Source organism: Microbacterium sp. 13-71-7, from assembly GCF_002257455.1.
Lineage (GTDB): Bacteria > Actinomycetota > Actinomycetes > Actinomycetales > Microbacteriaceae > Microbacterium.
Genome location: NZ_NCKN01000012.1, coordinates 12,529 through 32,725, shown reverse-complemented (window position 1 = coordinate 32,725; position 20,197 = coordinate 12,529). Strand labels below are relative to the sequence as shown.

The 20,197-nt window shown below is 70.4% G+C and carries 21 protein-coding genes; 16 read left to right on the top strand and 5 right to left on the bottom strand.

Annotated elements, in window-relative coordinates:
• Positions 1-95 precede the first annotated feature (95 nt).
• The 7 genes from B7X32_RS02280 (at position 96) to B7X32_RS02250 (ending at position 6,175) form a co-directional block, all read left to right on the top strand.
• Positions 96-1,001, top strand: coding sequence for a prealbumin-like fold domain-containing protein (locus B7X32_RS02280; protein ID WP_292715440.1), 906 nt, complete (start codon positions 96-98; stop codon positions 999-1,001).
• Between the two features lie 78 nt (positions 1,002-1,079).
• On the top strand, positions 1,080-2,678 hold the full coding sequence (locus tag B7X32_RS02275) for a SpaH/EbpB family LPXTG-anchored major pilin (protein ID WP_292715437.1): 1,599 nt from the start codon (positions 1,080-1,082) through the stop codon (positions 2,676-2,678).
• Positions 2,679-2,895: 217 nt separating this feature from the next.
• Positions 2,896-3,852, top strand: a complete 957-nt coding sequence (locus B7X32_RS02270; protein WP_292715434.1) for a class C sortase — start codon at positions 2,896-2,898, stop codon at positions 3,850-3,852.
• Positions 3,853-4,026: 174 nt separating this feature from the next.
• A complete protein-coding gene (locus tag B7X32_RS02265) occupies positions 4,027-4,374 on the top strand; it encodes a WhiB family transcriptional regulator (RefSeq protein ID WP_292715431.1) in 348 nt (115 codons plus the stop codon).
• Positions 4,375-4,543: 169 nt separating this feature from the next.
• Positions 4,544-4,975 (top strand): hypothetical protein, encoded by a 432-nt coding sequence (locus B7X32_RS02260; protein WP_292715429.1) that lies wholly within the window; start codon positions 4,544-4,546, stop codon positions 4,973-4,975.
• On the top strand, positions 4,975-5,190 hold the full coding sequence (locus tag B7X32_RS02255) for a helix-turn-helix transcriptional regulator (RefSeq protein ID WP_292715427.1): 216 nt from the start codon (positions 4,975-4,977) through the stop codon (positions 5,188-5,190). Before B7X32_RS02260 ends, B7X32_RS02255 begins: the two co-directional genes overlap by 1 nt.
• Position 5,191: 1 nt before the next feature.
• Positions 5,192-6,175, top strand: coding sequence for an NAD(P)-dependent alcohol dehydrogenase (locus tag B7X32_RS02250; protein ID WP_292715424.1), 984 nt, complete (start codon positions 5,192-5,194; stop codon positions 6,173-6,175).
• Between the two features lie 32 nt (positions 6,176-6,207).
• Here the strand turns inward: B7X32_RS02250 and B7X32_RS02245 are convergent, their stop codons facing one another.
• Complete coding sequence (locus B7X32_RS02245; protein WP_292715422.1) at positions 6,208-6,831, bottom strand: TetR/AcrR family transcriptional regulator C-terminal domain-containing protein; 624 nt, start codon at positions 6,829-6,831, stop codon at positions 6,208-6,210.
• A gap of 62 nt (positions 6,832-6,893) precedes the next feature.
• Between B7X32_RS02245 and B7X32_RS02240 the strand changes: the two genes are divergently transcribed.
• Positions 6,894-8,123 carry a beta-ketoacyl-[acyl-carrier-protein] synthase family protein gene (locus B7X32_RS02240; RefSeq protein ID WP_292715419.1) on the top strand — a complete coding sequence of 410 codons (1,230 nt, stop codon included), beginning with the start codon at positions 6,894-6,896 and terminating at the stop codon, positions 8,121-8,123.
• 65 nt (positions 8,124-8,188) lie between these two features.
• On the opposite strand, the gene B7X32_RS02235 is transcribed toward B7X32_RS02240, so the two are convergent.
• A complete protein-coding gene (locus B7X32_RS02235) occupies positions 8,189-8,566 on the bottom strand; it encodes an MmcQ/YjbR family DNA-binding protein (protein WP_292715416.1) in 378 nt (125 codons plus the stop codon).
• Positions 8,567-8,742: 176 nt separating this feature from the next.
• Between B7X32_RS02235 and B7X32_RS02230 the strand changes: the two genes are divergently transcribed.
• From B7X32_RS02230 to B7X32_RS02220, 3 genes are all read left to right on the top strand, one after another.
• On the top strand, positions 8,743-9,174 hold the full coding sequence (locus B7X32_RS02230) for an SRPBCC domain-containing protein (RefSeq protein WP_292715413.1): 432 nt from the start codon (positions 8,743-8,745) through the stop codon (positions 9,172-9,174).
• A gap of 143 nt (positions 9,175-9,317) precedes the next feature.
• Positions 9,318-11,033: an amino acid permease gene (locus B7X32_RS02225; protein WP_292715410.1), complete on the top strand. Its 1,716-nt coding sequence runs from the start codon at positions 9,318-9,320 to the stop codon at positions 11,031-11,033.
• Position 11,034: 1 nt separating this feature from the next.
• On the top strand, positions 11,035-11,859 hold the full coding sequence (locus B7X32_RS02220) for a glutamate ABC transporter substrate-binding protein (RefSeq protein ID WP_292715408.1): 825 nt from the start codon (positions 11,035-11,037) through the stop codon (positions 11,857-11,859).
• Between the two features lie 58 nt (positions 11,860-11,917).
• Here B7X32_RS02220 and B7X32_RS02215 read toward each other — a convergent pair whose 3' ends face one another.
• The 3 genes from B7X32_RS02215 to B7X32_RS02205 form a co-directional block, all read right to left on the bottom strand.
• Positions 11,918-13,804, bottom strand: coding sequence for a 5'-nucleotidase C-terminal domain-containing protein (locus tag B7X32_RS02215; RefSeq protein WP_292715405.1), 1,887 nt, complete (start codon positions 13,802-13,804; stop codon positions 11,918-11,920).
• 277 nt (positions 13,805-14,081) lie between these two features.
• A complete protein-coding gene (locus B7X32_RS02210; RefSeq protein WP_292715402.1) occupies positions 14,082-15,263 on the bottom strand; it encodes a 4-hydroxybenzoate 3-monooxygenase in 1,182 nt (393 codons plus the stop codon).
• Between the two features lie 80 nt (positions 15,264-15,343).
• Complete coding sequence (locus B7X32_RS02205; RefSeq protein ID WP_292715398.1) at positions 15,344-16,096, bottom strand: IclR family transcriptional regulator; 753 nt, start codon at positions 16,094-16,096, stop codon at positions 15,344-15,346.
• 113 nt (positions 16,097-16,209) lie between these two features.
• Here B7X32_RS02205 and pcaH point away from each other — a divergent pair, with 113 nt between their 5' ends.
• Genes pcaH through pcaC form a run of 5 tightly spaced genes read left to right on the top strand, consistent with a single transcriptional unit; the run spans position 16,210 to position 20,104 of the window.
• Positions 16,210-17,019 (top strand): protocatechuate 3,4-dioxygenase subunit beta, encoded by an 810-nt coding sequence (gene pcaH / locus B7X32_RS02200; RefSeq protein ID WP_292715395.1) that lies wholly within the window; start codon positions 16,210-16,212, stop codon positions 17,017-17,019.
• Positions 17,016-17,561 (top strand): protocatechuate 3,4-dioxygenase subunit alpha, encoded by a 546-nt coding sequence (pcaG, locus tag B7X32_RS02195; protein ID WP_292715393.1) that lies wholly within the window; start codon positions 17,016-17,018, stop codon positions 17,559-17,561. The genes pcaH and pcaG overlap by 4 nt, the downstream gene beginning before the upstream one ends.
• Entirely contained in the window at positions 17,551-18,930 is a 1,380-nt protein-coding gene (locus B7X32_RS02190) for a lyase family protein (protein WP_292715391.1), read from the top strand. The genes pcaG and B7X32_RS02190 overlap by 11 nt, the downstream gene beginning before the upstream one ends.
• Complete coding sequence (locus B7X32_RS02185) at positions 18,927-19,709, top strand: alpha/beta fold hydrolase (RefSeq protein WP_292715388.1); 783 nt, start codon at positions 18,927-18,929, stop codon at positions 19,707-19,709. The genes B7X32_RS02190 and B7X32_RS02185 overlap by 4 nt, the downstream gene beginning before the upstream one ends.
• On the top strand, positions 19,706-20,104 hold the full coding sequence (gene pcaC, locus B7X32_RS02180) for a 4-carboxymuconolactone decarboxylase (RefSeq protein ID WP_292715381.1): 399 nt from the start codon (positions 19,706-19,708) through the stop codon (positions 20,102-20,104). Before B7X32_RS02185 ends, pcaC begins: the two co-directional genes overlap by 4 nt.
• The last annotated feature ends 93 nt before the right edge of the window (positions 20,105-20,197 follow it).

The following is a 20,197-nucleotide window of genomic DNA, read 5'->3' as shown; positions in this document are numbered from 1 at the left end:
TGTAGTTGCCCAACACGAGCACCTGGTCCTGTGTCGATCAGGCGAACGGCAACGCGGTGGTCGCGTCGGGCAGCGGAGCAAGCGGAAGCTTCACCATGCCGAACAACACCACCGGCGGGGCGAAGATCGTCTGCACGATCACCAATACTCCGTTCCCGAAGACGGCGACGGTGACGTTGTACAAGCAGGTCACCGACGCCAACGGCAACAACCCGACTCCGGCCTCCGGGTGGACCCTGGGCGCCGCGACGACAGCGACCACGGGCACGGTGACCGCGTCGCCGACGGGAACCACCGCGGTCACGGGCGCGAACGGGGCGACCGCGCCCTGGACGCTCACCTTCGGGTCGGTGGCATCACGCGCGAGTGTCGCGGTGTCGGAGACGCAGCAGACGGGCTACACGTTCAAGTCGGGCATCTGCACCATGACCCCGGTGACGGGTCCGCCGACGACGTACACGCTCACCAGCGCTGCCGTGTTCTCGGTGCCGAACATCGCCGGCGGCTCCAGCGTCGTCTGCACGTACGTGAACCAGCCGTCCGCGGCGACGATCTCGTGGCAGAAGGTCGACTCCGCCGCCACCGCTCACTCTCTGTCCGGTTCCGTCTGGACCTTGAAGGGGCCCGGCGCCTCCGGCCCGACACTGACGGTGAGCGACTGCGTCGCGACCCCCTGCACGAGCACCAATGACACGGACTCCCGTGCGGGATTCCTCAGCGTCGCCGGTCTCGCCTGGGGCACGTACACGCTCACCGAGACCAGAGCCCCTGCCGGGTATGTGCTGGACAGCACTCCGCGCACCGTCACCGTCAGCGGAACCGCGTTGACCGTGAATCTCGGCGCGATCAAGAACACCCAGCAGTCGGTGCCCGTGATCCCCCTGACCGGAGGGTTCGGCGCAGACGCGTATCTGATCGCCGGCGGCCTCTCCACGGCCATCGCCCTCGGATTGGTCTCGCTCCACTTCTGGCGTCGTCGACGCCCGAGCGAAACCCCCTGATTCGTCCCGGGGATCACCCCGGGCCCACCACGTCACGCCGCGCCGCGTCGTGATCCACCGAATACGAAAGAGACAAACATGTCGAACTCTCTCACCGCGGCGGCGCGGACGCGCCGGACGCTGGCAGCCGCCACCGCGCTGTCGCTCGGTCTGCTGGGGGTGGCGTTGACGGCGTCGGCCGCCAGTGCCGCACCCGTTCCCGGACCCGTCACCAACCAGACCGGATCGCTGACGATCCACAAGTACGCCTACCCGGCCAACGGTGCGCAGAACCCGTCCGGGGGCGGTACGAACCCGACGTCGTCGCCGATCGACGGCGTGACATTCCAGGTGTGCGCGATCAACAACGTCACGTCGCTCACCGACACGTCCAACCTCGGCTGGACGCAGGTCAAGAACCTGCAGAACATCGCCGGTGCGCAGACCGCCACGACCCTCACCGGAACGACGGCCGGTGTCGACTCGACGACGAACTTCCCGCTCGGAACCTGCACCAACGTCACCACCGCCGGTGGCGGAATCGCGACCGCTTCGAACCTCGCCGTCGGCGCCTACCTGGTCCGTGAGATCAGCGCGCCGTCGAGCGTCATCACGATGTCGGCACCGTTCGTGGTGACCGTGCCGACTCCCGCCGACTCGACCGCGGGCGCCACGAACTCCGGCATGTGGGAGTACAACGTCAACGTCTACCCGAAGAACGCGACCGGCACGTCCCCGGTCAAGACGGTCGGCGACCAGAGCGCCAACGGGTACACCCTGGGCTCGCAGGTCGACTTCTCGGTCTCCCAGCTGATCCCGTCGCTGCCGACCGGGCAGGCCTACACCAAGCTCATCGTCTCCGATGTCCTGGACGCGAAGCTGACCCCGAACACGACCTACGTGCCCGTGGTGAAGATCGGTGCGACGACGCTGGCCAACCCCGCTGACTACACCTACAGCTGGTCGGGACAGACGCTCACCGTGACCCTCACCGCGTCGGGCCTCTCCAAGCTCACCGCCGGTCAGACCCTCTCGGTGGGCTTCCGCGCCACGGTGAACGCGGTCGGCACGATCGACAACACCGCGACCGTGAACCTGAACGACCTGAAGCTGGACGGCACCACGAGCCCGACTCCGACGAACAAGGTCACCACCCGCTGGGGCAACGTGCTCGGCACGAAGACCGACGCCGGCAACCCGACGCACACCCTCGCCGGGGCCACGTTCACCGTCTTCGAGACGACCACCACCACCGGCACCTGCACGGTTCCGGCCGGCGGCGTCACGGGTCTCACCCAGGTCACCCAGCCGAACTCGACCAGCCCGCTGGTCGTGACCTCGAACGCGAGCGGATCCATCTCCATCGCCGGTCTCTGGGTCGGCGACACGAGCACCACGGCGAACGACGTGACCAACCGCTGCTACATCCTCCAGGAGACCGCGGCCCCGGCCGGCTACGTGCTCCCGGCAGGCAACGCCGCGCTGACCGCGGTCAACGTGCAGTCCGGATCCACCGTGACCGCGCCGACGTTCACGATCACCAACAACCAGCAGCTGGTCCCCGGCCTGCCGCTGACCGGTGCGGACGGCCAGGTCATCCTGACCACCGCGGGCATCGCGCTGCTGCTCGTCGCCGCCGGTGGAGTCCTCCTGGTGATCCGCCGCCGCGCACACGCTGCGCACACGACCGAAAGCTGAGCAGCTGACGTCTCGCTGAGGGGCGGGGGAAGCACACGACTGCGCTTCCCCCGCCCGACGGAACCGGGGCGGGTGGCCGGCACCTCACACGTGCCGACCATCCGCCTTTCGGTCTGACCCACGAAGGAAGCAGAACGTGTCCCAGGAACTCGCAGCCGCCGGGTCGAGGCGGCATCGTCGCCGCAGCTCGCGGAGATGGAAGCCGAATGCTCTGCTCGTGGTCACGGCGCTCTTCGCCTTCATCGGCGCGAACGTCCTCACGTACTCGAGCGCCGCCAGCTGGCTGTCTTCCGTGAACCAGTCCCAGATCGTCGAGCACTATCAGGACTCGGTCAAGAACTCGGTGCCGACGGCCGCGGAGCAGCTCGCCGCCGCAGACCGCTACAACGAGGCGTTGTCATCCGGCGCCCAGGTCGAAGCGAACACCCGCAAGCCGGTCGGAGAGGGAAAGGTCAAGGGCGATGGGGGCAGCTACTGGAGCCAGCTCTCGACGTCGACCGGGATCATGTCCCGCATCCAGATCCCGAAGATCGGCGTGGATCTGCCCGTCTATCACGGCACTGACGACGCCACGCTGCTGAAGGGGACCGGGCACCTCGAGGGAACGTCGCTTCCCGTCGGCGGGAAAGGCACTCTCTCGGTCATCACCGGGCACCGTGGTCTCGCCGAGGCGACCATGTTCACGAACCTCGACCAGGTTCAGCCCGGCGACACCATCATCATCACCACATTCGGACGGGTCCTCACCTACAAGGTGTTCGACACCCGCGTGGTGGAACCATCCGACACCGCTTCCCTGCACCCGAAGGAGGGCCGCGATCTGGTGACGCTGATCACGTGCACGCCGCTGGGAATCAACACCCACCGCATCCTCGTCACCGCCGAGCGGGTGCTGCCCACTCCGACGAAGGACGTCAAGACCGCCAAGGGCGCCGGGACGGGGGTGGCCTTCCCCTGGTGGGCGGTGTTCTATCTTCTCGGCCTCGCCCTCATCGCCGTCTACGTGTGGTGGGGCGGCCAGGTCAGGCGCGTCGCCCCGTCTCCGTCGGGCGGGTCGCCGGCGCCGGATGCGGAGACGAAGGACGAGGAGGAGCGCAAGATCCCTCCGCTGCGTCCCAGGAACAGGCGCGGAAGGCCGCAGCTGAACCTGGACGGCGGCGGAGGACAGATCTAGAGGGGGACATCGCGTCATGGAACGGCTCCCGCGTCATCTCTTTGTCGGGGCAAAAGCCTCCCAGCCGGCTACGAAGGGGAATCCCTGCATGGACCTTCAGCGATCGCATGCTCAGACGTCGCGTGCGCCCATCGGACCAGGCCATCATGTGCGCCCGGCCGTCATCCTCCTGCCGTGGTGACGGCGGCTCTCTCCGCGCAGGTGAGCCACGATCGCGATGAGGGGTGGCGTGCGTCAGCGCACTGCTCCACGGCGATACCCGAGATCTTCTTCCCCGAAGCCAGGGAACGGGCGGACCATGCCAAGGAGATCTGCGGGGGCTGCCCTGTCCGTGAAGACTGCCTGAGGTACGCCATCGTCAACGACGAGCGGGACGGGATCTGGGGCGCGGCCACTCCGCGCGAACGCCGTTCCCTCGTCAAGCGGCTCTCCGCCGGCGAACCGGTCTCGGAGGTGGCCTCGTCGGCTTCGATCAGCATCGAGGGTGCTCGACGAATCGCGCTCGGCGTCATGCGGCGCTGATTCCGGGGGCGCGGCCTCGGTGCGGGACATCCTCGTTCCCGCTCCCTGAGGTCCTCTCCGTACCCTGAGGCGGCCTTGTCCAACAGGCTCCTTGTAAAAGATTCTTGACATTGCTGCGCGCGGATCCGTACGATCGCGTGTAAAGAATCTTTGACAGAAGGAGTCGCTCATGGTGTACGAGGAGCGCAACGTCTGGTCGGGCCTCATCGTCTCGGTCGTCGCGATCACGGTGTACGTCGTGGTGGTGCTCCGTCAGGCGGGTGGCGGTCCGCTGACTGCGGTCGACTGGGTGCCGATCATGCTCTGGACGATCGGCATCAGCATCGCGGTCACGATCGTCGTCAGCATCCTCTGGGGCATCGTCGCGGGCATGCGCGAGCCGGGAGGGGTCGGTAAGAGCGACATCCGCGACCGCGACATCGCTCGGATGGGCACGCGCGTCGAACAGGCCTTCCTCGCGATCGCGGGCGTCGGCGTGCTCCTCCTGTGCGCCGTGCGCGCCGACTGGTTCTGGATCGCCCACACGATGTTCTTCGGCTTCGCGGTCGCCGCGATCGTCGCCGGCATCGCGCGGATCGTCGCGTATCGGCGGGGCCTCTGATGGTCAAGCCGACCAGGGTCACGAACTCGATCCGCGCGCTGCGCGACGCCCGCGGCCTCACCCAGGCCGAGCTCGCCTCACGCGTCGGAGTGACGCGGCAGACCCTCATCGCGATCGAGGCGGGGCGGTACTCGCCGACGCTCGAGCTCGCGTTCCAGCTCGCCCGCGTCTTCGAGGTCGGCCTCGACGACGTCTTCCAATACCCGGAGGCCTGAGATGAACGACATGGACGCCTGGATCCAGACCCGTTACGGGGGAGTGGACGAGGTCGCGCGGATGCGGGTCGACGTCCCCGCACCTCGGCGGGGTGAGGTGCTGCTGCGAGTGCGGGCGACAGGCCTGAACGCGGCGGACCGGCACATCATGACCGGCGAGCCGCTGCTGCTGCGCACCGCGTTCGGCTGGTCGCGCCCGAAGCAGCCGGTCCGCGGCCTGGATGTGGCCGGCACCGTCGTCGCTCTCGGTCCCGACGTCTCGGAGTTCGCGGTGGGTGACGAGGTGGTGGGGGAGATCCCGGGTGGCGGCGGGCTCGCCCAGTACGCGACGACGCCGGCGGCTCGTCTCGTGCCTCGCCCGGCCGAGGTCGATCCCGTGACCGCCGCCGCCCTGCCGGTCGCGGGCGGAACGGCGTGGCAGGCGCTCGACCGAGCCGCCGTGTCAGCGGGGGACCGCGTGCTCGTGCTCGGGGCGTCCGGTGGTGTCGGCACCTTCACGGTCCAGCTCGCCGCGGTGCGCGGAGCGGAGGTGCACGCGTCCTGTTCCGAGCGCAACCGCTCGCTCGTGGCGTCCCTCGGGGCCTCGACCACCTACGACCGCGGGACCGTGCCGCTCGCCGACCTGCCGGAGGGCGGCTTCGACGTCGTGGTGGACATCGCCGGAGACAGTCCGCTGCGTGCGGTGCGGAGGCTCGTGCAGGATGGAGGTTCGGCCGTCCTCATCGCCGGCGAGGGCGGACGCGTGCTCGGGCCGATACCGCGGGTCGCCCGCGCGGCCGCGCTCTCCCTGTTCTCCCGCCGCCCGCTGCGCCCCCTCGCCGCCACGGCGAAACCGGAGGCGCTCCGCGAGCTGCTCGCGCTCGCCGCGGACGGCCGCATCGCCCCGGTCGTCGAACGCACCTGGCCGTTCGCGGAGGCCCGCGCCGCCCTCGCCCATCTCGCCGCCGGGCGCACCGTCGGCAAGGTGGTCGTGATGGTCGACTGACCAGGGCCGTACCCGCTGTGCCCATGCTGCCTTCAGTCGGCGCGGGGCGGCTCCTGGCCGTCGTGGATCGTGAGCGTCCCGGCGAGGTCCAGGTCCGCGCCCGTGCCCTGGGCGCCCGCATGCGCGAGGAGGGCGCCGCCGAGAGCCGCGCTCCAGAACGTCCGCACCTCCACGTCGAGGGGGCGCCCCACGCGCCAGCCCCGGCTGCGGACGACGCCGTCCACGAACCGCTCCGACTGGCGGAACAGCAGCTGGAGGTGCTGATCGATCACGGGCGCGAGCTCCGCCTTGGCGATCCCGATCGCGAGCGCTCCGGCGACCAGGGGGAGTGACGGGAGCGCGAGGACCGCGCGCGAGATGTTGCGCCGGAACGTGGCGGGCTCGGCGGCTCGGCGACCGATCCGTTCGATGCGCCGGGTGTCGTGCAGCAGACCGAGGAAGGCGGCGTGGACGAGAAGCGAGTCCTTGGACCCGAAGTGGTACGTGACCTGGTTGGGGAAGACGCCGGCCGCTTCGGCGATCTCCGCCACGCTCAGGGCGACTCCGCGCTTCTCCTTGCCGAGCCGGGCCGCGGTCTCCATGAGCCGCCGACGGGTCGAGAGCCCGCGACCGTCCGCGGGCGTGGGGGGCGGGGCCGCCGGGCGGGATGACGTCACCCTTCGATTGTATGTGATACAAATGATGGATCGTTTGTATGGCATACAAGAAGGGTGCGGAGATGCGTGGAACAGACGTCGTCGTGACGGGGATGGGCGCGATCACGCCGCTCGGAGCCGATGTGCGCTCGACCTGGGAGGGGCTGCTCTCGGGGCGGTCCGGCATCGGGCTGATGACGTTCCCCGGACACGAGGACGACCAGCTCGCGCGGGTCGTCGCGGGCACGATGGCCACCGATCCGGCGGGGCTCCTGGCTCCCGCCCAGGCGCGCCGGCTGGACCGCTCGCAGCAAGCGGCCCTCGTCGCGGCGGCCGAGGCATGGGCCGACGCAGGGGCGCCCGACGTCGATCCCGAGCGGCTCGCCTCCTCGATCGGAACCGGAATCGGCGGTGTGCAGACCCTCCTGGCGCAGGACGACGTCCTGGAGCAGTCGGGTGTGCGCCGCGTCTCGCCGCGCACCGTCCCGATGCTGATGCCGAACGCGGCTGCGGCGCTGGTCAGCATCGCCTACGGCGCCCGCGCCGGCTCGTACACGCCCGTCTCCGCATGCTCCTCCGGCGCGGAGGCGATCGCCCTCGGAGCCCGCCTGATCCGCGCCGGAGAGGCGGATGTCGTGATCGCCGGAGGAACCGAGGCGGCGATCACGGCGATCACGGTCGCCGGGTTCCAGCAGGCCCAGTCCCTCTCCCGATATGCCGAGGATCCGGCCTCGGCCTCCCGTCCGTTCGCCGCGGACCGCAGCGGGTTCGTCCTCGGCGAGGGCGCCGCCGTCCTGGTGCTGGAGAGCGCGGAGCACGCGGCGGCTCGGGGCGCGCACGTGCACGGGGTGATCGCCGGGGCCGGCATCGCGTCCGACGCCCATCACGTCACAGCCCCCGCTCCCGACGGCCGAGGCCAGGTCTCGGCCATGCGGAAGGCTCTCGCGCAGGCCGGACTCACGCCCGACCGGATCGGGCACGTGAACGCTCACGCCACGGGGACGCCCGTGGGGGATACGGCCGAGGCGGTGGCGATCGGCGAGGTCTTCGGCCGTGCGACGGTGACGGCGCCGAAGGCCGCGCTCGGACATCTCTTCGGCGCCGCGGGGGCGATCGAGGCCCTGATCGCGATCCTCAGCGTGAAGCACGACGTCATCCCGCCGACGCGGAGCATCGGTCCCGCCGGCGTCGATCCCGGCATCGACCTCGATGTCGTCACGGAGCGCAGGGACGTCGCTCAGCACGCCGTGCTCAGCAACTCCTTCGGCTTCGGCGGGCAGAACGTCTCACTCGTCGTCACGCGGGCGGGATAGCGGGCGGGATAGCGGCGGTGCAGCCGCTGCGGGGGACGGGGCTCCGCAGATCCTCGAGGTTCGGGTCACACCCGCCCGAAGATCTCCGGATCCACCGGACGCTGCGCGCGCGGGAGCTTCGCGACGACGAGGCGATAGGCCTCGGTCACGAGCTCCTCGACGAGGCCCCGCTCGAGGGTTCCGTCGGCGAGCAGCGTGATCCAGTGCCGCTTGTTCATGTGGTAGCCCGGGATGATCGCGGGAAACGTGGCGCGCAGGGCTTCGGCGTCCGCCGGTGCCGACTTGAGCGTCACGCCCGTCGCGGTCGACGGCGAGAGCGCCAGGAACATCAGCCCGCGCACCCGGAAGACGTCCACCTCGGGCCCGAACGGCTGATCCATCGTGACGCCGGGCAGCTCCTCGCACCGCGCCCGCACCCAGTCCTTCATGTCGTCGCCTGCCACGCACCGAGCCTTTCGTCGGGAGGGATCCGGAACCGCATCCTCGCACCTCATCATGCCGTGCGCGGGGGACACGGCGCTGGACCGCCGTGCGGGACCGCGTCCCGCGACCCGCCTCTGTACGCGCCGTCGGTTTCGGCGGATCATGGGGGCGGGGGCCGACGGAACGGGAGCAGAGCATGCCAGAGGACCATGTCGCCACAGCGAGCATCGCGATCGACGCGTCCCCCGATCGCGTCTGGGAGGTGCTGACCGATCCCGAGGCGATCCGCGAGTTCATGTTCGGGACGACCGTCGTCACCGACTGGACGGTCGGCGGGCCGATCCGCTGGCAGGGGGAGTGGCAGGGGCGGGCCTACGAGGACAGGGGTGTGATCCTCGAGGTCGAGCCGGGGCGGCGCCTCGTCTGCACGCACTTCAGTCCTCTCTCGGGGAAGCCGGACGTCCCGGAGAACTACCACACGCTGACGTGGACGATCACGGGAGACGGTCCGGTCGAGCTGACGCTCAGCCAGGACAACAACCCGGACGAAGCGGCGGCGCTGCATTCGACCACGATGTGGGACAGTCTCGTGCGCAGTGTGAAGGACATCGCAGAGCGGCGGGACTGAGCTCCGGAACGGGAACGCGCCGCGCGACCGATTGCCCTCGGTCCAGAAACCGTGCCATTCTCAGTACCACGCCAGCGCCGATGCTCCGAGCCGTCCTGCGACCCGCCCCACCGGCGAACACGGGTGAACGACAGGGGGATCGCATGTCGCAGACCGATGCCGGGAATCTCACGCACGCGGAGGACCACGGCGCAGAGCACGACGCGGAACAGGCCGGGTACAAGAAGAGCCTGAACCGTCGTCAGGTGCAGATGATCGCGATCGGGGGTGCGATCGGCACGGGCCTCTTCCTCGGATCCGCCTCCCGGCTGCACAGCAACGGACCCGCGCTCGTGCTCAGCTACGCCTTCGTGGGCGTGATCGCCTACTTCCTCATGCGGGCGCTCGGCGAGCTGGTGCTCTACCGCACCACCTCCGGCGCCTTCGTCTCGTGGATGCGCGAGTTCTTCGGCGAGAAGGCGGCGTACTACACGGGGTGGATGTACTGGACGAACTGGGCGCTCACCGGCATCGCCGAGCTCAGTGCGGTCGGGCTGTACATCCAGTACTGGTGGCCGCAGATGCCCACCTGGGCCACGGTCCTCATCGCGCTCGCCGTGGTGCTCGTCGTCAACCTGCTCTCCGCGAAGGCGTTCGGAGAGTTCGAGTTCTGGGCGTCGGTGCTCAAGGTCACCGCCATCATCGTGTTCCTCGTGGTGGGGATCGTCGTCGTCGCCTTCAGCTTCGACGTCGGCGGGCATCGTGCGGGAGTGCAGAACCTCTGGTCCAATCCCGGCGGGTTCTGGCCCAGCGGAGACGGCTTCGCCTGGTACGGGCCGATCATCGTGATGTCGGGCGTGGTGTTCGCCTATGCCGCGATCGAGATGGTCGGCATCGCGGCGGGCGAGATGGAGGATCCGAAGCGCGAGGTGCCGAAGGCCGTGAACGCGGTCATCGTCCGGATCGCCGTCTTCTACTGCGGCGCCCTGCTGCTGCTGGTCTGCATCCTGCCGACGAGCGAGTTCACGCCCGGTATCAGCCCGTTCGTGACCGTGTTCGGGCGGATGGGCATGCCGTGGATGGCCAATGTGATCCAGGCGATCCTCATCGTCGCCGCGATGTCGTCGCTGAACTCCGGCCTGTACACGACGGGCCGGGTGCTGCGCAGCCTCGGCATGGCCAAGCAGGCCCCTGGCTTCACGCTGAAGATGAGCAGGTCCGGCGTCCCGTGGGCGGGCATCGTGATGACCGCGGTCGTGTACGTGTTCGGATCCATCCTGAACGCGGTGAGCCCTGACGCCTTCGAGATCGCGCTCGAGGCGGCCTCGATCGCCGTCGTGTTCACCTGGGGCACGATCTTCGTCTGCCAGTTGCGGCTGCGAAGACTCACCGACAGGGGAGTGCTGCCGCCCAGCACCTTCCGGGCTCCGGGAACACCCTGGACGAGCTATCTGGGCCTCGCCTTCCTCGTGTTCGTGATCGTGGGCATGGCGATCTCCGGGTGGCAGGCATCGCCCTACTTCTGGCACAAGACCGGCTTCGTGGTGGTCGTCGTCGGGATCCCGGTGCTCCTCGTGATCTTCGAGCTCGGCTGGCTGATCGTGAAGGGCAGGGTGGCCGCGCAGACCGACGGCCGGATGCTCAGCAAATGGACCGACACCGGGCTGCGCTATCCGCCGCGGCCCGCGGGTCCGCGCACGGAGTCCATCGCGGCCATCGGCACGGTGCAGTTCGACGTGCACGACCGCGACGAGGACGACGAGGACGACGGGATCCCGGTCGGGCCCGTCGAGATCGAGATGCACGAGTGGGACAACCTCGACGAACCGGACAAGAACCGGCCAGACGATGCCACGGGCCCGCGCGAAGGGGGACGGTGACATGCGCCGCCTCGCCGCCGCCGCGTTGAGCCTCGTCGCCGCCTCCGTGCTCGTCTCCGGCTGCTCCTCGGGAACTCCGCAGAACACCGGAGACAACAGCGCGACCGGATCCGGCACCCTCAGGATCGGCATCGCCGACGACCTGCCCGGCGTGAGCCTCAAGACCGACTCCGGATACGCCGGGTTCGACATCGACACCGCGAACTACGTCGCCGGCAAGCTCGGCGTGCCCACGAAGAACATCACGTGGCAGCGCATCGATCAGGCCGAGCGCGTGAGCGCGGTCACCTCGGGCAAGGTCGACCTCGTCGTCTCGACGTTCTCGATCACCCCCGAGCGGGAGAAGGAGATCGCGTTCGCCGGGCCGTACTTCGTGGCGCATCAGGATTTGCTCATCCGCCGCAACGACGACACGATCACCGGACCCGAGACGCTGGACGGGAAGAAGGTGTGCGCGGCCGCCGGGACGACCTCGATCGACTACCTCACCTCGCACTACCAGGGGAAGATCACCGTCGTGAAGGTGCCGTCCTGGTCCGAGTGCGTCCGAGACCTCGCCGCCGGCACGGTCGACGCGGTGTCGACGGACGACCTCATCCTCGCCGGCTTCGCGACGCAGCCCGAGTACAAGGGCGTGCTGCGCGTGATCGGCAAGGGGTTCACCGACGAGAACTACGGGATCGGCCTGAAGCAGGGGGACGACCGGCTCGAGAAGGTGCGCGCCGCGCTCAAGGAGTACATCTCCTCGGGCGCGTGGAAGAAGTCGCTCGACGCGAACATCGCCCCCTCCGGCTACGGGATCCCCGCTCCGCCGACCGTGAAGTAGCGCAGGGACGACGACGCCCCTCCGTCCCGGTTCGGGACGGGAGGGGCGTCGCGGGCGCTCAGAAGACCGGGGTCCCGGCGCGCGTGAGCTGCCAGTTCACGACGTGGAAGTCCTTCGGGTCGATCGTGCCGGCCGCCGAGGCGTACGCCACGATGGCCTCGCGGATCGCGACCTGCGCGTTGTAGACGACCGGCGCGGTCGCGATGTGCGGGAAGCCGCCGCCGCCGGACTGGCGGTAGTTGTTCACCGCGACCACGAACTTCTGCGCCGGGTCGACGGGAGCGCCGTTCCAGGACAGGTTCTGGATCCGGGATCCCTGCGGCTGCGCGATGTCGACGTCGTACGTGACGCCGGAGAACTGGTCGTAGTTGTAGTCCGGGGTGTTCAGCGCGTTCGTCCAGCTCGCCGGATCCACCGGGGCGGCAGGGGCGACCTGCTGGAAGTACTTCGCGGAGTACTCCAGGTAGTCCTTGAGCTGCGCGCCGGTGAGCACCGAGGCCATGAGGGTGTTGTCGTAGATGTACAGCCCTGCGACGTCGCGGATCGTGACCTCACCGGCCGGGAAGGTGGCCTGCCGGTTGAAGGGAGCCGCGATCGACACGATCGGGAGGGACGCCTCCGCCGTGCCGGCGATGGCCTTGGTCACGGTGTCGACCTGCACCTTGTTGACGTAGTCGAGGATCGCGGTGTCCTTCCAGCAGGACTCCGCAGCGGAGAGCTCCTCGGTCGACGTCGCGACCGGCTTGTTGACGTACGCGACCACGGCATCGTGCTGCGCCTGGATGAGCGAGACCAGCGCCGGGTCGTCCTCGACCGTGTTCGTGTTGACGTTCGTGGCCTTCTTCGACACGACGGTCCACTGGCCCTTGACCTGCTGCAGCTCGATGTCGAACACGCTGAGCCGCTGGCCCCAGCACATCGGCTCGCTGAGCACGACCTGCTGGCCGGTCGTCGCGTTGGTGACGAAGCGCTGCGGGATGTCCTTGTGCGCGTGCCCGAACAGGATCGCGTCGATGCCGGGGACCTGCTCGGCGAGCAGTGCCGCGGCGTTCTCGTTGGGCAGCGCGTCGCCGTAGGACGAGGTGCCGCTGTCGCCGGAGTGCACGCTGACGACCAGCACGTCGACGCCCTGGTCGCGGATCACGGGCACCCAGCGCTTCGCGGTCTCGACGATGTCCAGCACCTCGACCTTGCCGCTCACGTTGGCCTTGTCCCAGATGACGATGCCCGGGTTGGTGAGGCCGAGCACGCCGACCCGGATCGGCTTGGCGCCCTTCGGGTGCAGCGTCTTGATCGTGTACGGCGTGTAGGCGGGCACGGTGGTCCCTGCCCGCACGGCGTTCGCACCCAGCACGGGCGCCTTCATCTGCGAGATCCACGTGTCGAGGAAGTCGAGGCCGTAGTTGAACTCGTGGTTGCCCAGGGCGACGGCGTCGTAGCCGATGGCGTTCATCTGCGCGGCCATCGGGTGGATCGCGCCGCTCTTGGTGATCGGGTCGATCGTCGCGTAGTAGAAGCCCAGCGGGGTGCCCTGGATCGTGTCGCCGGCGTCGAAGAGGAGCGTGCGGTCACGGCCGCGGTCCGCGCGGATCTGGTTGACGACGCTCGAGACGCGCGACAGGCCGACGACGTTGCCGGCCTTGTCGGAGTAGGCCGCGTCCTTGTAGTAGTCCCAGTTCACCGCGTGCGAGTGGATGTCGGAGGATCCCATGATCGTGATGGTCACGGACTTGCCGACCCCGCCCGCGGCCGCGGATGCCGAGTCCGAGCTGGTGGCGACCCAGCCGGCGGCGGCGAGCGCGCTCGCCGCGGAGACGCCGGTGAGGAATCCGCGCCGGCTCAGCCCTGAGCGGCGCTCCTGCTCGACGTCATCGGGGACGGCGCACGAGCACCAGCGGGGCTGCGGGGCGTCGGCGTGGCGGTGGAGATGTGTTTCATCTGTCATGAGGACCGATGCAACCATGCCGCGGGGGCGGCGACAACAAAGCGCGCGTGAACATTTTCCCGTCGCTCACATGAGCGCCCCCGCGTCCCCCTCCCGCACGACCGAGCACCCCGCCTGTTCTCTGGGTCACCCCACTTCCGAGTCGTCCCCATGAGCGGAGCCCATAGCGTCCGCTGGTGGGGACGACGCGGAATGTTGCGGTGACCAGCTTGGGGTCGTCCCTGTGAGCGGAGGCCATGGCGTGCGCTGGTGGGGACGACTCGGATCAGGGATGGGGTCAGAGGGCGGGGTCGAACGGCCAGCCGGTGTAGGCCTCGGCGAGGTAGCGGCGGCCGGCCTCGGAGCCGGTGAGCATGTGCAGCTCGCCCTGCCGGCGATGCCGGTCGAAGTCGGTGGCGTCGGGCGCCGTGTGCAGCAGGTTCGTCATCCACGCCGAGAAGTGCTGGGCCTGCCAGATGCGCCGGGCGGCGACCTCGGGGAAGCGGTCGAGCGGGCCGTCGTCGCCGTCGAGCAGGAGGGCGCGGATCGCGCGGTCGAGCAGCACGACGTCGGCGACCGCGAGATTCATGCCCTTCGCGCCGGTCGGCGGCACGGTGTGCGCGGCGTCGCCGACGAGGACCGTGCGGCCGCGCCGCAGCTCGTGCGCGACGAAGCTGCGGAACCGCAGCACGTCCCGCCGGATGATCGGCCCCTCGTTCAAGGGCATGCCGGGGATCCGACTCCGCAGCTCCTCCCAGATCCGTGCGTCGCTCGTCGCGGCCGGATCCGTGCCCGGCTCGCACTGGAAGTACATCCGCTGCACGGTGTCGCTGCGCTGGCTGATGAGGGCGAACCCGGCGTCCGAGCTGCTGTAGACGAGGACGTCGTTGCTGGGCGGGGCCTCGCACAGGATCCCGAACCACGCGAACGGAAACTCCCGGAAGTGCCCGCCGGTCGGGCTCACCGTCCTCCGGACCACGCCGTGCGATCCGTCGGCGCCGACGACCACCTCCGCCTCGATCTCGATCTCGGCGCCTTCCGCATCCTGCGCGATGACCGTCGGGCGGGACGACTCCGCGTCCCGCACCGCCGTCGCGGAGACGCCGAAACGCAGATCCTGCCCGTCCGCGAGGCGCGCCGCGATGAGATCCTTCAGCACCTCGTGCTGCGGGTACAGCCACACGCTGCGGCCGGTGAGGGCGGGAAAGTCGAAGCGGTGGCCGACGCCGTCGAAGCGCAGCTCGATCCCGTCGTGGCGGTGGCCGTCCGTCAGCACCCTGGTCGACGCGCCGGACGCGACCAGGAGGTCCACCGTGCCCTGCTCGAGGATGCCGGCGCGGACGGTCTGCTCGATCTCGCCGCGTTCACGGCGGTCGATCACGATGGATCCGATCCCGGCGGCGGCGAGCAGATGCGAGAGCAGCAGGCCGGCGGGGCCCGCGCCGACGATGGCGACTCGGGTGCGGACGGTGATGGTCATGAGGTCTCCTTCGACGGCGCAAGCCTCGCCGATGCGCCCCGTTGCGCGCTCGATCGCTCCCGTTGAACGGGATTCCGGCTTCAGCGGCGGAAGCCGAGCGTGCGCTCGATGTCGCGGGCCGCAGCGTGCAGCTCGTAGAGCGCGATGTCGGTCTGCGCGTCGCGCGGGAGCACCGCGGAGAGCGCGGCGATCACGGCACCCGTCTCGTCGCGGATCGGCACGGCGACGCCGGTCGAGACGTCCTCGATGTACCCCGGCGCGACGACGTGACCGAGGCGCCGGATGTCGGCGAGCGCACGGCGCAGGGCTCCCGTGTCCGTGATGGTCTCCCTCGTGACGGGCGCGAGGGGTCCCGCGAGGATCCGCTCCTGCAGGTCGCGCGTGCCGAAGGCGAGGAGCACGAGGCCGGAGGACGACGCGTGCAGCGGCAGGCGCCCCGCGATCCGGGTGACGTTCGCGCCGGATTCCGGGCCGGACAGGCGCTCCAGGAAGAGCGCCTCATCCTGCTCCAGGATCGCGAGCTGGGTGTGCTCGCGCAGCCGGCTCTGCACGCGCTCCATCGACGGCATCGCCGCCTGGCGCAGGCGCAGCGCATGCGAGGAGCGGGTCGCGAGCTCCCACAGCCGCATGCCGATGCGGATCCGCCGATCCTCGTCGCGCTCCAGGAGGCCCGCCTCGACGAGCTCGCCGACCATGCGATGCGCGGTGGAGACGGGAAGGCCGGCCCTGCGCCCGATCTCGGCGGCCGTCTGCACGGTGCGCGTCGGGGTGAAGGTCTCGAGCACGCGCAGCAGGCGGTCGGTCACCGAGTCGCCGGAGGGGGAGTTCGCCATGGATCCAGGATGCCACTGTCCCGAGCCGATTCCCATTGGATGGGAATCCTTCGCCGCAGGGCCCGGCCACGGCGCACGATTCTGCTGTTCCCGATCGGTCGAAGGAGACCACGATGTACGACACCGCTGCGGCGCCCGAATCGCTGCTCGCCGCGCCCGACCAGCTCACGCAGGGCGAGATCAGCGCCGAGATCGAGTCCGCGCATGCCGAGTACGCGCGGCGCGAGGCGGAGGGCGAGATCCTGCCGCGCACGATGCACGACTTCGCGCCGTACCGGTCGAGCGTCCTCCGGCACCCGACGAAGAACCCGAAGCTCGTCGATCCGGAGACGATCGAACTGCTCTCGCCCGCCTTCGGCCAGCGCGACGTCGCCGCGATCGAGTCCGATCTGACCCTGCAGCACATCGGCGAGCCGCTCGGGGAGCGCATCACCGTCCGCGGGCGGCTCCTGGACTCCCGGGGGCGGCCGCTCGCGAACCAGCTGATCGAGGTCTGGCAGGCGAACTCGGCCGGGCGCTACATCCATCAGCGCGACCAGCATCCCGCGCCCCTCGACCCGAACTTCACGGGCGCGGGCCGCGCGATCACGAACGACGCGGGCGAGTACCTCTTCACGACCATCAAGCCCGGTCCGTATCCGTGGAAGAACCACGTCAACGCCTGGCGCCCTGCGCACATCCACTTCTCGGTGTTCGGCCGGGCCTTCACGCAGCGCATCGTCACCCAGATGTACTTCCCGGGGGATCCGCTGTTCGCCCTCGATCCGATCTACAACTCGATCCGGCGCCCGGCGGACCGCGAGCGCATGATCGCGACGTACGACCACGACGCCACGGTCCCGGAGTTCTCGATGGGCTACCGCTGGGACATCGTCGTGGACGGGCCGGACGCGACCTGGGCCGAGCAGGAGGAGGACCAGTGACTCTCGAAACCGCCCTCGAGCCCACGGCGGGGCAGACCGTCGGGCCGTTCTTCGCCTACGGCACCGAGTACGACCGGATGCATGAGGTCGTCTTCCCGCACAGCCCCGGCGCGATCGTGCTCTCCGGCACGGTCTACGACGGGTCCGGCGCCCCCATCCCCGATGCGATGGTGGAGATCTGGGGCGCCGACGCCGACGGGACGGTGTCGCGCGCCCGGGGAGCGTTCCGCCGCGACGACCACACCTTCACGGGCTTCGGCCGGTCGTTCACGACCGATGACGGCCGCTACGAGTTCTGGACCCGCGAGCCCGGCCCGTCGGGGCCCGGCGCACCCTTCTTCGCGGCGATCGTCTACGCGCGGGGTCTGCCGGACAAGCTGCACACGCGCATCTACCTGCCCGGTGCCGAGGGGTATCTGTTCCTGGCCTCCCTGTCCGCGGAGGAGCGGGAGACCCTCATCGCGGTCCGGGAGGCGGACGGGAGCCTGCGCCACGACATCCGGCTGCAGGGGGAACGGGAGACGGTGTTCCTTGCCTACTGACGACGAGCTCGACGGCGCGCTCCGGTCGGGCGTGTCCGGCCTGCTGGATCCGGTGCTCGCGGTACTCGCCGCCGGGGCACCGGCAGAGGGCGGTGCGGGGATCGGCGGCGATGCGCACGTCGCCGCCGCGCTCGTGCGGGCGGAGCGCGGTCTGCTCGCGGCCTACGCCGAACTCGTTGTCATGCCCCGCGCTCTCGCCGAGGAGGTCGCTCCCGGTTTCCGCCCCGATGTGCGATCGCTCGGCTCGTCGGCGCTCGAGAGCGGCAACCCGGTCGTGCCTCTCGTCGGGGAGCTGCGGCGCCGCACCGAGAACCCCGAGGCCGCGCGCTGGATCCATCGCGGTGCGACGAGTCAGGACATCCTCGACACCGGGCTCATGCTCGTGGCGAAGGACGCCATCGCCGCGTCCGTCGTGGACCTCACGGCCGCGGCCTCGGATCTCGCCGCCCTGGCGGTCGCGCACCGCGACGACCCCGCCGCCGCGCGCACGCTCGGACAGCACGCGGTCCCGATCACCGTCGGCGCACGGATCGCCGGCCGGCTGCGCGCCCTCGTGCGGGCGCGTCGCTCGCTCCTCGACGTCGCGGCGACCCTGCCGGCCCAACTCGGCGGGGCCGCCGGAACCCAGGCCTCCTTCGTCGAGCTGTTCGGATCCGACGTCGCGGCACAGCTGCCATCGGCCTTCGCAGCGGCCACGGGTCTCGCGGCGCCGCCCGCACCCTGGCACACCGACCGGTACCCGATCCTCAACCTCGCCCATGCGGCCGGGGCGGCGCTCGCGGCGATGGGTGCGCTCGCGACGGATGTCGTGACCCTCACCCGCCCCGAGATCGGGGAGGCGGCGCTCCAGCGCGGCGGGGGATCCAGCACGATGCCGCAGAAGCGCAATCCGGTCGATGCGATCCTGGTGCGGTCCGCCGCGATGCGCGCTCCGGCCCTGGTCGGGCAGCTCCACCTCGCGGCCGGCCTCGCCGGTGACGAGCGCCCGGACGGCGCCTGGCACGCCGAATGGCCGGCGCTGCAGGAGCTTCTGCGGCTGCTGGTCGGCGGGGCCGCCCGCACCCGCGCGCTGTGCGCCGCGCTGAGCTTCGACGCGGAGCGCGCCAGGGCGAACCTCTCGCTCAGCGAGGGGCTGATCGTGTCGGAGCGCCTCGCTCTCGTGCTGAAGCCTCGCATCGGCGCCGTCCGCTTCGCCGAGGTGATCGACCGCGCCTCCGCCGGCGAGCCGCTCGCCGCGCTGCTGCGCGCGCTGCCGGAGGTGGCGGAGCGGGACGTCGACGACCTGCTCGATCCGGCCCGGTACACGGGACGCTCCGGAGCCCTCGTCGACGAGGCGGTCCGCGCCGCCAGGGAAGAGGGGATCCGATGATCGACGTCGCGGTGTCCGCCGCGTTCGGGCCGGAGGGCGCGCCACTGCTCGTCCTCGGCCCGTCGCTCGGGACGACGAGCGTCCTCTGGGAGTCGGTGCTGCCCGCCCTCGTTCGCGACCATCGGGTCATCACCTGGGAGCTCCCGGGCCACGGATCCTCCGGACCGGCGCGGGAGGCGTTCTCCGTCGCGGAGCTCGCGGACGCCCTCGTCCGCGCCCTCGCCGAAAGCCTCGACGGCGCGCGGTTCGACTACGCGGGGGTCTCCCTGGGCGGAGCCGTGGGGCTGGAACTCCTGCTGCGGCATCCCCAGCTCGTCGGCGCCGCCGCGATCCTCTGCTCCGGCGCCGTCATCGGAACGCCGCAAGGGTGGCGCGACCGGGCGGCCCGGGTGCGCGCCCAGTCGACCTCCTCGCTCGTCGTCGGATCCGCCCAGCGCTGGTTCGCACCCGGCTCGGTCGCGGAGCATCCCGAACTCGCCGGCCGCCTGCTGCACGCGCTGCAGGACGCCGACGATGAGAGCTACGCCCTGGCGTGCGAGGCCCTCGCCGCGTACGACGTGCGCGATCGTCTCGGCGAGATCGGCGCTCCCGTGCTGGCCGTCTGGGGTGCGCACGACGCGGTGACGCCCGAGGCCTCGGCGCGGGAGATCGCAACCGGCGTGCGATCCGGCAGTGCCGTCGGGATCCCCGGCGCTTCGCACCTCGCGCCCGTCGACGACCCGGCCGCCGTGAGCCGGCTGCTGGGCGGATTCCTGACCCCCGAGAGGACCCCGAGATGACCGGATCGACCGGAACGACCGACGCGGAGCGTCACGCGCAGGGCATGGCCGTGCGCCGCGAGGTGCTCTCGGACGCGCACGTGGACCGTGCGATCGCGAGCACGACGGATTTCACCGCCGACTTCCAGGACTTCATCACACGCGTCGCCTGGGGCGACGTGTGGTCCCGTCCCGGCCTCGACCGCCGGTCCCGCTCGATCGCCGTGCTGTCGAGCCTCATCGCCCTGGGCCACGAGGAGGAGTTCGCGATGCACGTGCGCGCGGCCCGCCGCAACGGGCTCACGGTCGCCGAGATCCGCGAGGTCATCCTGCAGTCGGCCGTGTACGCGGGCGTGCCGGCCGCGAACACGGCCTTCCGCATCGCCGCAGGGGTGCTCGCAGAGGAGGCGCCCTGATCGACACGGCGGTGCCGGATGCGGCGCACGCCGTCGTGCTCGCGCGCTGACCGCGCCCGAGCGCACCCGCGATCGGGCGCATCCCGCGATCCG